This is a genomic window from Streptomyces sp. NPDC051921, from assembly GCF_040680975.1.
In the GTDB taxonomy this organism is placed as follows: Bacteria; Actinomycetota; Actinomycetes; order Streptomycetales; family Streptomycetaceae; genus Streptomyces.
This window is the reverse complement of record NZ_JBFAXU010000015.1, coordinates 149194-161548: the sequence shown is the minus strand read 5'-3', so window position 1 is coordinate 161548 and position 12355 is coordinate 149194. Positions and strand designations below refer to the sequence as shown.

Annotated in this window: 11 protein-coding genes; 8 read left to right on the top strand and 3 right to left on the bottom strand. The window is 75.3% G+C overall.

Annotation, left to right across the window (positions count from 1 at the left end):
- Positions 1 to 230: 230 nt before the first annotated feature.
- From AB0M16_RS21260 to AB0M16_RS21250, 3 genes are all read left to right on the top strand, one after another.
- On the top strand, positions 231 to 1478 hold the full coding sequence (locus AB0M16_RS21260; protein ID WP_365345068.1) for an aminotransferase class I/II-fold pyridoxal phosphate-dependent enzyme: 1248 nt from the start codon (positions 231 to 233) through the stop codon (positions 1476 to 1478).
- A gap of 89 nt (positions 1479 to 1567) precedes the next feature.
- Positions 1568 to 2617, top strand: coding sequence for an MBL fold metallo-hydrolase (locus tag AB0M16_RS21255; RefSeq protein WP_365345066.1), 1050 nt, complete (start codon positions 1568 to 1570; stop codon positions 2615 to 2617).
- A 363-nt stretch (positions 2618 to 2980) separates the two neighbouring features.
- On the top strand, positions 2981 to 3784 hold the full coding sequence (locus tag AB0M16_RS21250; RefSeq protein ID WP_365345064.1) for a HEAT repeat domain-containing protein: 804 nt from the start codon (positions 2981 to 2983) through the stop codon (positions 3782 to 3784).
- Between the two features lie 362 nt (positions 3785 to 4146).
- Here the strand turns inward: AB0M16_RS21250 and AB0M16_RS21245 are convergent, their stop codons facing one another.
- Positions 4147 to 4782 (bottom strand): VTT domain-containing protein, encoded by a 636-nt coding sequence (locus AB0M16_RS21245; RefSeq protein ID WP_365345062.1) that lies wholly within the window; start codon positions 4780 to 4782, stop codon positions 4147 to 4149.
- 28 nt (positions 4783 to 4810) lie between these two features.
- Positions 4811 to 5590, bottom strand: a complete 780-nt coding sequence (locus AB0M16_RS21240; RefSeq protein WP_365345060.1) for an MBL fold metallo-hydrolase — start codon at positions 5588 to 5590, stop codon at positions 4811 to 4813.
- Between the two features lie 156 nt (positions 5591 to 5746).
- Here AB0M16_RS21240 and AB0M16_RS21235 point away from each other — a divergent pair, with 156 nt between their 5' ends.
- From AB0M16_RS21235 to AB0M16_RS21215, 5 genes are all read left to right on the top strand, one after another.
- A complete protein-coding gene (locus tag AB0M16_RS21235) occupies positions 5747 to 6151 on the top strand; it encodes a recombinase family protein (RefSeq protein WP_365345058.1) in 405 nt (134 codons plus the stop codon).
- A 435-nt stretch (positions 6152 to 6586) separates the two neighbouring features.
- The gene (locus AB0M16_RS21230; RefSeq protein ID WP_365345056.1) at positions 6587 to 8779 is read left to right on the top strand and encodes a phage holin family protein; all 2193 of its coding nucleotides are present in this window, start codon (positions 6587 to 6589) and stop codon (positions 8777 to 8779) included.
- Between the two features lie 67 nt (positions 8780 to 8846).
- Entirely contained in the window at positions 8847 to 10295 is a 1449-nt protein-coding gene (locus tag AB0M16_RS21225; protein WP_365345054.1) for an amino acid permease, read from the top strand.
- A gap of 130 nt (positions 10296 to 10425) precedes the next feature.
- On the top strand, positions 10426 to 10734 hold the full coding sequence (locus tag AB0M16_RS21220) for a hypothetical protein (RefSeq protein ID WP_365345052.1): 309 nt from the start codon (positions 10426 to 10428) through the stop codon (positions 10732 to 10734).
- Between the two features lie 49 nt (positions 10735 to 10783).
- Complete coding sequence (locus tag AB0M16_RS21215; RefSeq protein ID WP_365345050.1) at positions 10784 to 10945, top strand: hypothetical protein; 162 nt, start codon at positions 10784 to 10786, stop codon at positions 10943 to 10945.
- Positions 10946 to 11009: 64 nt separating this feature from the next.
- Here AB0M16_RS21215 and AB0M16_RS21210 read toward each other — a convergent pair whose 3' ends face one another.
- Positions 11010 to 12176: a low temperature requirement protein A gene (locus AB0M16_RS21210; RefSeq protein ID WP_365345047.1), complete on the bottom strand. Its 1167-nt coding sequence runs from the start codon at positions 12174 to 12176 to the stop codon at positions 11010 to 11012.
- Positions 12177 to 12355: the final 179 nt, after the last annotated feature.

Below are 12355 nucleotides of genomic sequence, written 5' to 3'. Positions count from 1 at the left end.
TCGGGCGAGGGCCGCTGTCGCGGCTCCGGCCCCCGGCGCGGCGCCCGGAGCGGCGTCGGCACGGCGTCGGCACGGTGTCCGGCACGGCGTCACGAGCGGCGGATCCGGCGGAACCTCCGTATAAAGGGCTCTGAAGGGTGTCGGGCGAGCTCCGCGTGCACCCCGGCGGGCCGGGCGCCTGGCAGGTTCGCCGGCTCAGGAGGCTCCGGAGGCTCTGGGAGGTTCGGGACATGCAGCGGGACGTGCGGCGGACAGCCCTGGAAGGCCGCGGACCGGTGCGCTACGGACCGCCCGCGCCGGAGCCCGGCCTCCCCGTGCTGCCCGGCCTCGCCGCCCTCCTCGCCGCCGCGGCCGACCGCACCGCTCCCGAACCCCCCGGCGGCGGGCCCGTGCTGCGGGAGGCCGCCGCCGGTTACTGGTGGCGGCGCGGACTGCGTACCCACGCCGAGGACGTCGTCGCCGCGCCCGGCGCCCCGCCCCTCCTGCTCGCCCTGATCGCCGCCCATGGCGGTGACCTCCTGATGCCCCGCCCGTGCCCGGCCTGGTGGACGCCGCAGGCACGGCTGCTCGGCCGCCCCGCGTACCACGTCCCCACCCCCGCCGAATGCGGCGGCGTCCCCGACCCGTACGCGCTCCTGGAGACCGTCCGCCGGATCCGCGCCGAGGGCGGCGACCCCCGCCTCCTGCTGATCTCCGTCGCCGACGACCCCACCGCGACCGTCGCCCCGCCCGAGCTCGTCCGGGAGGCCTGCGAGGCGGCCGTGGCCGAGGGGCTGCACATCATCAGCGACGAGACCTGGCGCGACACCCTGCACCGGCCCCACGAGACCGTGCTGCTCAGTCCCGCCGAGATGTGCCCCGACGACGTCACGGTCCTCACCGACCTGGCCGGCGCCCTCGCTCCCGCCGCCTGGCCGTTGGCCGTCGCCCGCTTCCCGCCCGCCGCGGGCGCGCGCGCCGACGGCTACGGCGACCAGCGGGCCCGTACGCTCGACATCCTCACGGCGCTCGGCGCGCTCGTCCCCGGGCCGTTCGCCCCGGCCGCCGCGCACGCCCTCGACGAACCCGAGGACGTGACCGTACGGGCCCGGCTGACCGCCCGCGTGCACGGGCGCGTGGCCGCCGCGGCGCATCACGCGGTGCTCGCGGCCGGCGGTGTCGCCCGCCCGCCGCAGGCCGGGCGGCACGTCTACGCCGACCTCGGCCCGCTGCGCGCCGGGCTCGCCGCCCGAGGCGTCACCGACTCCCTGGAACTGGAGAACCACCTCACCGAACGGCTCGGCACCCCGGTCCCCGGCGGCCACCGCTTCGGCGACGAACTCGGGGCGCTCCGCGTCCGCTTCGACACCGCGGCCTTCCTGGGAAGGACCGAGGAGCAGCGGACGGGATCCCTCACATCCCCGCGCCCCGAGGAACTGCCCCACGTGGCAGGCGCGTTGAGCTCCTTCGGAGCGGCCCTCGAAGAACTGACCGGCTAGCCGGGCCGGTCGACGAACCCCGACGACGACGGTCCGGCGACGCCTCGACGCTTCGCGAACGGTTGACGGAACAGACGGAGGCCGCAGAGATGACGGAACAGACGGCCCGGCCACCCCGGGCCCCGCACTCCGCCCGCACCCCCCACACCCCGCCCCCCGCCCCCGCTCCCGCGCTCCAGCCCCTCGGCCGGCTGCGCCACGACTGGCCGCGCAGCTTCACCGACCGGCTCACCGCCCCGCTGCCGGGCGTACGGGCCATGGCCCGGTTCGCCCGCGAGGGCGCCGTACGCCCCGGGCCCGAAGGGCTGCGCGACGTCCCGCTGCTGCCGTTCGCCCCCGGGCCACTGCCCGAGGCCGGCCCCGACACCCTCGCCGTCACCTGGGCCGGACACGCCAGCTGGGTGCTGCGCATCGGCGGGCTCACCGTCCTCACCGACCCGGTCTGGTCCCGCCGCATCCTCGGCACCCCGGCCCGGCTCACCCCCGTCGGCGTCCGCTGGGAGGACCTGCCCCCGGTCGACGCGGTCGTCATCAGCCACAACCACTTCGACCACCTCGACGCACCCACCCTCAAACGACTCCCGCGCCGCACACCCATGTTCGTGCCGGCCGGTCTGGGCCGCTGGTTCACCCGCCGCCGGTTCAGCCGCGTCACCGAACTCGACTGGTGGGAGGCGGCCGAACTGGACGGCGTGCGCTTCGACTTCGTGCCCGCCCACCACTGGTCCAAGCGCACCCTGCTGGACACCTGCCGTTCCCTCTGGGGCGGCTGGGTCCTCACCGACCGCTCCGGCCGACGCATCCACTTCGCCGGCGACACCGGCTACGGCCACTGGTTCACCGAGATCGGCCGCCGCCTCCCCGGCATCGACCTCGCCCTGCTGCCGATCGGCGCCTACGACCCGCGCTGGTGGCTCGGCGACGTCCACACCGACCCCGAGGAAGCGGTCCGCGCCTTCCAGGACCTCGGCGCCCGCCGCATGGCCCCCATGCACTGGGCCACCTTCGCCCTCTCGTCCGAACCCGTCCTCGAACCCCACACCCGCGTCCTCGCCGCCTGGGACGAGGCGGGCCTGCCGCGCGAGGACCTGTGGGACCTGGCGGTGGGCGCGTCCCGCGTCCTCGCCGCCCAGGGCTGACCGACCCGACCGACGCGGCCTGCTCAGGGCTGACCGACCCGACCGGACGGACCGGACCCGACCGACACGACCCGACCGACGCGACCTGCTCAGGGCTGACCGACCCGACCGGACGGACCGGACCCGACCGGCTCGACCGACCCGACCCGACCGGGCCGGCCGACCCGGCCGGCGGCTCAGGGCCGGACGGGCCCGGGCCCGGGCCCGCCCGCTCGGAAACCGCGTGCGGACCGGCGGCCCGGTGGTGTGTCATCGCGGCATGAGGACGACATTGAGCGAGCCGCGGGTCGACGAGCTGCGCGATGTACTGGGCGTGCTGCGCGCGTGGCAGCGCGAGGGTGCGGCGCCGCAGCTGCATCGGCGATGTTCGTACACCTGACGTCCGCGGCCAACGCGCCGCGTCTGCGCCGTTCCGGGATCCGGGCCGACTCGCGCGGGCAGGGCGGCGTGCGGGGCGTGTACTGCTTTCCGGTGCTGCCGTCGTACACGCTCACCCATCAATGGCTGCGTGAACTGGCCCGCTTCGGCAGCCGCGGTGGGCTCGTGGCCGTGCACGTGCGCCTGGACGACGCGCAGCCGGTGTGGGTCGGGCACTACGCGGACCGGGCGCGCGAAGCGCAGTCCACGGTGCCCGCGGCCGAGGCGGTGCGACGGGTCGCGGGGCTCGACGACCCGCGGGGCTGGGAGGTGTTCGTACCCCGGGCGATCCGGCCCCGCGAGGTGCACCGGATCCGGACCGCGCCCCAGGTCGTGGGCTGGCGGTACCGACCGGACGCGCACGGCGTACGGCCCTGCACCTGCTTCGGATGCCGGGTGCGCGGAGAGTACGGCGGCCGGCGGCTGCGCGAGCGGCTGCCGCATCCGCTCGACGGTCCGCCGCCGCCCGTCGGCGTGTTGCTCGCCAGGATCGAGGCGGCGGGCGAACCCGGCGATCCGGCCGTGCTGTCCGAGGCGCTGCACTGGTTCGGCATGCGCCGACGGGGGCCGCTCGACCGGCTGGCTCCGCTCGCCGCCCACCCCGAAGCCGGCGTACGGGAGAACCTGGTGTGGGCGGTGGGCCGTTGGTCCACGCCGGGAGTGGCACGCCTGCTCGACGGACTCGCCGACGATCCGCACCCAGACGTCCGGGAGGCCGTGGCGGAGGTCCGCGACGAGAGTGCGCCCTGACGAGGGCCCGTCTGGGCCAGAGCGCGTCCTGACGAATGCGCGCCCTGACGAGGGCCCGTCTGGGTCAGAGTGCGTCCTGACGAGGGCCCGTCTGGGTCAAATGGGTGTTCTACGGCATGGCCATCGCGTTGGGCCTGGGTTTCCTGTGCGCCGTACGCCACCCGGGCGGTCGGAGCGACGCCGGACGGCCGGAACCCGTCGAGGACGGCCGCGTACCCCGTCCGGTGACGAAGGATCAGTAGTCCGGCGACCACGCCGCTCCCGCCGTGCCTGCCCATGGCCGCCGGTCCGTCCGACCGGCCCCGGCGGTCGGGAACCCGCTCGGCGACGACGGAGGTGTGACGGAGGTGTGACGGCAGGGCCTACGAAGCCCCGCGGCCGGGACCGCGCATGCGCCGCCACAGTGCGGGTGCGGCGCTGATCAGGACCGTGAGTCCCACCGCGGCCACCACGCCCTGCCACGGCTCGGGGAAGAGCGATCCGCCGAGGATGCCGATGAGCTGGTACGTCGCCGCCCACGCCAGGCACGCGGGCAGATCGCCCCGCGCGAAGCGCCGCAGCGGCATCCCGGCGAGCAGGCAGGCCAGCATCACCGGGATCCGTCCCGCCGGCACCAGGCGGGACAGCACGAGCACCGGCACCTGTTGGCTGTCCAGCCGCTCCTGCGCCTGGGCCAGCCGCTCCGGGGTGACCCGGCCGCGCAGGGCCGCGAGCCAGCGCGAGCCGTTGCGGGACCTCACGCCCCGCTGCCCGAGCCAGTACAAGGCCAGATCGCCCAGGAACGCGGCGCAGGCCGCCGTCAGGAAGACGAAGAGCAGGGCGAGCGGCGCGCTCTGGTGGAAGGCCACCACGGCGGCCGAGCTCACGATCGCCCCCGTCGGCACCACCGGCACGAGCGCGCCGAGCGCCACGAGCAGGAAGAGGGACGGATAGCCGACGGCCTGCTGCGTCGACTCCGGCGGCAGTTCCCGCACCGCCGCCACGAGTCGTTCGATCACCGGGCGGCCCCCGCCCCACCCGGACGCCTCACCGCGCCACCTCCGGGCGGACCCGCTCGCCGTGTCCCAGCAGGTGCACCGTCACCTTCGGGGCCAGGCGGGCGGCATGGCGGACGAACTCGTCGCCCGGGGCGTGGAACTCGTGCGGGCGGATCGCGTCCATGCCGATCGGCCAGTACGTGCCGAAGTGGACCGGGACCGCGGCCGCCGGGGACAGGGCGGCCAGTGCCTGGGCGGCGCGGCCCGCGTCCAGATGGCCGTGACCCAGGTACGGCCCCCAGCCGCCGACCGGAAGGAGTGCCACGTCGACCGGCCCGACCGCCTCCGCCATGCCGTCGAACAGGCCGGTGTCACCGGCGAAGTAGGTGCGGGCCTCGCCCTCCACCACGTAACCGAGCGCGGGGGAGCGGTGCGGGCCGACCGGGAGCCGGCGCCCGTCGTGCAGGGCCGGTACCGCGCGTACGGTCACGCCCTCGACGGACACCTCGTCGCCCGGCCCGAGCTCGGTGAGCCGCAGCCCGCGGACGTCGAGCCGGCGCAGTGCCCGTACGGCCCGCGGGGCGCCGCTCGGCACGATGACGTGGGTGCCGGGGGCGAGGCGGGCGAGCGAGGGCAGGTGCAGGTGGTCGGCGTGCAGGTGCGAGACCAGCACGGCCTCGGCCCGAGCCGCCTCGGGCGGCGGCAGCGCGCCGCGGCGGCGGCGCAGGTGCGCCAACCTGCGCGCGAAGAGCGGGTCGGTCAGGAAGCGGATCCCGGAGTCCTCGACCGTGCACGTGGCATGACCCCACCAGGTGACCTCCACCGCCACGCCACCCTCTCCCGATCTCCCGCGGCCGAACCCATGGACCTTCCGTAACGAGGGTAGATGTCCGCGGCCGTCGGTGTGGCCGGTCTTCGCCGGACCACCCGCACTTGGTATACCGAACCCCTCCTCGGGTGCCCCGGGACGCAGTAGGGTCGGTCCATGGACGACGTTCGGGTGGCGGCGATCGCCAGCCTCACCCCGCTCGAAGAGCTCGACGACGACCCGTTTCTGGTCGATACCCGCAGCCAGTACGCCATGTGCGTCCGCTGGGCGCACGACAAGGGTTACGTGGTGGCACGGCAGTTGCTCTGCTACGGCATGAGGCCCGACCACCAGGCGTTGTGGGCGGACGTCGAGGAGGGCACCGTGGACCTCTTCGTCGCCCCGAACGAGCGCGTTCTCGCCCGGGCGTTGACGGACGTGCCGGAGTTCCTCGCCGAGTGCGAGCGGCGCGGGGTGCGGCTGGAGACCGCGGGGCTCGACGAACCGGCGTACGACGCGCCCATGAAGGCCGGGGTGCACCGCCGGCTCTCCATGCCCACCGCCGGGTACGACGGTTCCTGACGCTCCCCGGCAGCGGCCCGTCCCCAGGCGGGCTGCCCGTCGCGCCTGCGAGGCCTGGGCTCGGCAGGCCCGCCCGTCCCGAGCAGGGGCCCGTGGCCCCGCAGGCCCGCCCGTCCCGAGCAGGGGCCTTTGCCCCGCAGGCCCGCCCGTCCCGAGCAGGGGCCCGTGGCCCCGCAGGCCCGCCCGTCCCGAGCAGGAGCCTTTGCCCCGCAGGCCCGCCCGTCCCGAGCAGGGGCCCTTGCCCTGCAGACCGCCCTGCCAAGGAGGGGGCCCTCATGCCGCAGGGGCCGTGCCCACAGGGCCCACGCCTTCGAACGCTTGTTGCCACGCCCCTGCCCCGCACGGCCCGTGCCTTCGAACGCCTGTTGCCACGTCCCCGCCCCGCAGTCGTTGTGCCACGCTTGAAGCAGGAAACGGGTGAAAGGTGAACCAGGCGTGGGTGAACGGCGAGGGCGAACCGCCGGACGCTGGCGGAGCGCGGGGCGGGCCCTGTTCCGGGTGATCACGGTGTGGGTGGTCTCCACGCTCACCCTGCTCGCCCTGGCCGCCCTCCTCCCCGACTTCCAACTGCAGTCCGCCGACGGCGACAGCATCACCAGGACCGCGCTCACCGCGGCCTGGGGCGCGGGTGCCTTCGCTCTGCTCGGCGCGCTGGTCTGGCCGCTGATCGTGCGCGCCCTGTTGCTCGTACCGGCGCTCGTGCTGGGCCTGTTGGTGTTCTTCCTCAACGGCTCGCTGCTGCTCGTCGCGCTCTGGCTGATCCCCGACGGGCGGGGCGCCGCCGCGCCCGAGACCGCCGTCGTGGTCGCCGCCGTGATGTCCGCCGTCGCCTCGGCCACCTCCACCGCGCTCGCCGTCCGCGACGACGACGCCTACCGGCGCCGCCTCTACCGCCTCACCGACCGCAAACGCCCCCGGATCGTCCGCGAGGGCGGAGCCGAACCCGTCCCCGGCACTCTCTTCCTGCAACTCGACGGGGTCGGCCACCGCGTGCTGCGCGACGCCGTCGCCGCCGGCCGGATGCCCACCGTCGCCGACTGGCTCGCCGGCACCCACACCCTCACCCCCTGGCGCACCGACTGGTCCAGCCAGACCGGCGCCAGCCAGCTCGGGATCCTGCACGGCACGAACGAGGACGTGCCCGCCTTCCGCTGGTACGAGAAGGACACCGGCCGGCTCATGGTGTCCAACCGCCCCGCGAGCGCCGTCGAACTCCAGCGCCGCGCCGTCGAGCGCACCGGCGACGGCGGACTCCTCACCTTCGACGGCGCCTCCCGCGGCAACCTGTTCAGCGGCGGCGCGGACCAGATCGCCCTCGTCCTGTCGACCGCCGCCCGCCGTGGCCGCCGCAACCGCTCGCGCGCCGGCTACTTCGCGTACTTCTCCGACCCCGCCAACGCCGTCCGCACGGCCGGCTCCTTCGTCGCCGAGACCTTCCGCGAGATCTTCCAGGCGACCCGGGCCCGGCTGCGCCGGGCCACCCCACGGGTCTCCCGCGGCGGCCTCTACCCCCTCGTGCGCGCCTTCGCCACGGTCGTCGAGCGCGACGTGGTGGTCGCGGCCGTGATGGGCGACATGCTCGCCGGCCGGACCGCCGTCTACGCCGACCTGGTCGCATACGACGAGGTCGCCCACCATTCCGGGCCGCAGGGCCCCGACACCGACCAGGTCCTGGCGCGGCTCGACCGGGTGATCGCCCTGATCGCCAAGGTCGCCGAGCACGCCCCCCGCCCGTACCGGATCGTGCTCCTCTCCGACCACGGCCAGAGCCCGGGGGAGACCTTCGCGTCGGCGTACGGGCTGACGCTGCGCGACCTGGTCCGGGCCGGCTGCGGGCTGCCGGTGCCGCGCCGGGTGCGCCGGACCCGCCGGGGGCACCCCCAGACGGAGTCCGGGGGAGGCTCCGAGGCGCGGGACGCGGCCCGGGACGCACTGCGCAGCGCGCTGCACCGCCCCGTCGACCAGGCGGACGAGGAGGGGACGGAGGGCGCCGAGGCGGCGGCGGTCGCGGCGGCACGGGCGCCAGAGCCGGTCGTCCTCGCGTCCGGCAACCTCGGCCTCGTCTCGTTCCCCGGCGTGCCGCACCGGATGACCCGCGAGGAGATCGACCGGCTGCACCCGGCGCTCCTGCGCACCCTCGCGCAGCACCCGGGCATCGGTTTCGTGCTCGTCGCGAGCGAGGAGCACGGCTCGGTCGTGCTCGCGCGCGACGGGGTCGAGGTGCCGGTCGCCGCACTCACCGACGACGACGCGGACGGGCCGCTCGCCGTCTTCGGCCCGGGCGCGGCCGCGGCCGTACGCCGCACCGACGGGTTCCCGCACGTCGCGGACATCATGGTCAACTCGATGTACGACCCGGCGACCGGCGCGGTCCACGCCTTCGAGGAACAGATCGGCTCGCACGGCGGTCTGGGCGGCGAGCAGGCGCAACCGTTCGTGCTCTGGCCGCGCGAGCTCACCGCCCCGCCCGACGGTCTGGTGGGCGCGGAGCAGGTGCACCAGGTGCTGCGCGGCTGGCTGCGGGAGAGCGAGGGGCCGCAGGTGCCGTTGGAGATTTCCCCGCCGAAGCGCGACGCGGGAGCATTTCTTCCGGTGGATGGGCCCGCCGTGCGGGACAAAAACGGGTGACTTGGAGCGCCGTCCCGATTTCTGGACCATGGGGGCGTTTGTCCGACGAGAGGCACCACCACCCCCCATGAGCACAGCCCCCACCGCACCCCCCGGCCCCGCACAGGCCGCTCCCTCACCGTCCGGCCCCGCACTGGCCGCTGCCGCACCCCCCGGCCCCGCACTGGCCGCTCCCGCACCCGCCGGGGAGCAGGACCCGCAGGCCGGCAGGCACGCCCGGCGGTTCGGTCTGCCGGTCGCCACCGCCCTCGTCATGGGCAACATCATCGGCGGCGGCATCTTCCTCCTCCCCGCCTCCGTCGCGCCCTTCGGCACCATCAGCCTGCTCGCCTTCGGCGTCCTCACCCTCGGCGCGATCGCCCTCGCCCTCGTCTTCGGCCGGCTCGCCCACCGCCTCCCGCGGACCGGCGGCCCCTACGTCTACGCCCGCGCCGCCTTCGGCGACTTCGCCGGCTTCCTGGCGGCCTGGTCCTACTGGGTCACCGCCTGGGTCTCCAACGCGGCCCTCGCCGTCGCCGCCGTCGGCTACCTCGACGTCGTCCTCCCGGTCCACGGGTCCACGCTCGTCACGATCGCCGCCGCCCTCGCCTTCCAGTGGCTGCCCGGCCTCGCCAACCTGGCCGGCACCCGGTACGTCGGCGCGGTGCAGGTCGTCGCCACCGTGCTGAAGTTCGTGCCGCTGCTGCTGGTCGCCATCGGCGGGTTCTTCTTCTTCGATCCGGACAATCTCGGTCCCTTCCACGCGAGCGGCGGCAGCGCGCTCGGCGCCGTCTCCGCGTCCGCCGCGATCCTGCTCTTCAGCTATCTGGGCGTCGAGTCCGCCGCCGTCAGCGCCGGCCAGGTGCGCGACCCGCGCCGCAACGTCGGCCGCGCCACCGTCCTCGGCACCCTCGGCGCCGCCGCGCTCTACCTGCTCGGCACGCTGTCCGTCTTCGGCACCGTGGCCCACGACGAGCTGGTCACCTCCACGGCCCCCTTCTCCGACGCCACCGACATCATGTTCGGCGGCTCCTGGGGCGGCGTGGCCGTCGCCTGCATGGCCATGGTCAGCATCCTCGGCGCCCTCAACGGCTGGACCCTGCTCAGCGCCCAGATGCCCTACGCCGCCGCCCGCGACGGCCTGTTCCCGAAGGCCTTCACGGTCGAGCGGCGCGGTGTCCCCACGGTCGGCGTCGTCGTCACCGTCGCGCTCGCCTCGCTCCTGACGGTCTACAACTACACGGCCGGCACCGAGGGCGTCTTCGAGATGCTCGTGCTCGTCACCACCTTCACCGCCACCGTGCCCTACCTGCTCTCCACGGCCGCCCAGATCTACTTCCTGCTGTCCGGGCAGCGCGAGAAGGTCTCCCGTGCGGGCCTCGTCCGCGACGGCGTGCTCGCCCTCGCCGCCTTCGGCTTCTCCCTCTGGCTGGTCGCGGGCTCCGGCTACGCCGCCGTCTACCAGGGCGTGCTGTTCCTCTTCGCCGGCGTCCTCGTGTACGCGGTGATGGCGGCCCGCAAGGGGCGCGCCTCCTGAAGCGGGGACGCACGACCGCTGCCGCCGGGACACCCGGTGCGGTGAAAAGCGGGCCGGGGGCGTAGGCCGCCCGGGCGGATCTGGCGCCCGGGCGGCCTACGCCCCTTCCCGCGGGGCAGTACGGATCTCCATGAGGTCCCTCGCCCGGTTCGCGCTCGCGGTGCTGCTCGTGCTGGCCGCGCTGCTCGGCGCCGGCGCGGGAGCCGCCGCGGGGGTGCCGGGCGCCGAGGGCGAGTCGCGGTCCGTCTCCGCGGCGGCCGATCCGGGAGCGGAGAGCCACGACGCCGCCGAGACCGAGGCGACCGCGCCCGTCCGCGGGGTACGGCGCCCCGCGCCGCCGCGGGCCGCGCCGTGCGCCGCCCCCGCCGGCGACCCCGCCCCCGTCCCCGTTCCGTCCGCGCAGGGCGACGCTCCCCGGTCGGCGGTGATGCGGTGCTGAGGGGCCTGGCCTCCCTCGCACCCCACCCCCCACCGCAAGGAGCACCGCCATGCCCGTCGACCCCTACGCCGTCCTCAACGCCCTGCTGCGCGCCGAGGCGGCCCGTGAACGCGCCACGGAACGCCGCGCCGAGCGGGAACACGAAACGGAACCGCACGTGGCCCGCACCGCGCCGGAGCTCTCCGCCGACGCGGAGCGCCGGGCGGACTGACCGCCCAGTTCCCTCGTCCCGGTTCCGGGACCTTCCGGCCGACCGGTCTCCGTCGCCGGGGACGTCACGCCGCGTGCGGCAGGTCCCCGGCGGCGGACGGCGCCGCGGCGGCCCGGCGGCCGTGGACCAGCACCAGGACGAGCACCCCCACGGCGAGCAGCGACAGCACGAGCAGCGCGGGGACGCGGGCGACCAGCGGTCCGGCGAACAGGCAGCACACGCCGACGACGAGGAGCGGGGTCGGGCGCGGTCCGCCCGCGCGCAGGATGATCGCCGCCGAGCCCAGCAGGAAGACGCCGACCCCGCCCGTCAACGACCAGGCCACGGTGCCGTGCAGCGGCTCGGCCAGATCGTAGTGGCCGGTGTCGGCGACCTGGGTGAGGACCTTCTTCATACCGAGCGCGCACAGCACCACGCCCGCCACCAGCGGCAGGTGCAGGAAGGTGTACGCGTCCCGGGCGAACCGGGTCCGCTCGTCGCCGTCCAGCGCGGCGAGCCGGTGCTCCAGGTGCTCACCGAAACGGCGGAAGTACAGCGCCCACAGCCCCGCCGACAGCAGCAGGCCCGCCGCGCACGCGCCGATCACGGCGACGGTCAGCGGGAAGCCCTCCATGCCAACGCCCATGGCCACGATCGACTCGCCGAGCGCGATGATGACGATCAGGCCGTACCGCTCGGAGAAGTGACCCGGCGCGTTCACCCGCCAGCCCGACGAGCCGGTCACGAAGATCGCGCCGTAGTCCACGGCCACCGCGCCCAGCCAGAACAGCAGCCGGATCTTCCCGTCGTAGGCGCAGCCCACCAGCAGCAGCACGAACGGCGGCAGCACCGACAGCAGCGCCGTCCGCCCCAGGACGCGGTGCAGCACCTTGTCGCCGGGGCTGGCCAGACGGTACGAGGCCAGGTGCAGCACCCGCACGACGCCGTAGCTGAGCACGAACACCAGCGGCGCGGGCAGCCCGCCCGGCGCGTCGGCCAGCACCTCCGGCACCGCCAGCGACACCACGAACACCGTGGCCATCACCGTGACGAGCACCCCGAACAGGGCGACCGAGTCGGCCCGCACGACATTGCCCAGCCACGAGAAGGCGCACCAGCACCACCACATCAGCGCGAGCACCGCCATGGCCCCGACCACCCGCACCGGCGACGGGTCGGCCGCCATCAGCGCCGTCACCTGCGTGATCGCGTAGACGAAGACGAGGTCGAAGAACAGCTCCGCCGGCGTCACCTTGTGATCGTCCCCGGTCGCGACGAGATGCGACCGTCCCTTGCCCCCCACGGCAGTCCCCCTGAACGAACGGGCCGGCCTCATCCGGCCATCCAGGCGCGAACCCTACCCGGTCCCTCGCCCCGGTCCTCCCGAGCGATCTGGCCCTCCCGAGCGATCTGGCCCTCCCGAGCGACCTG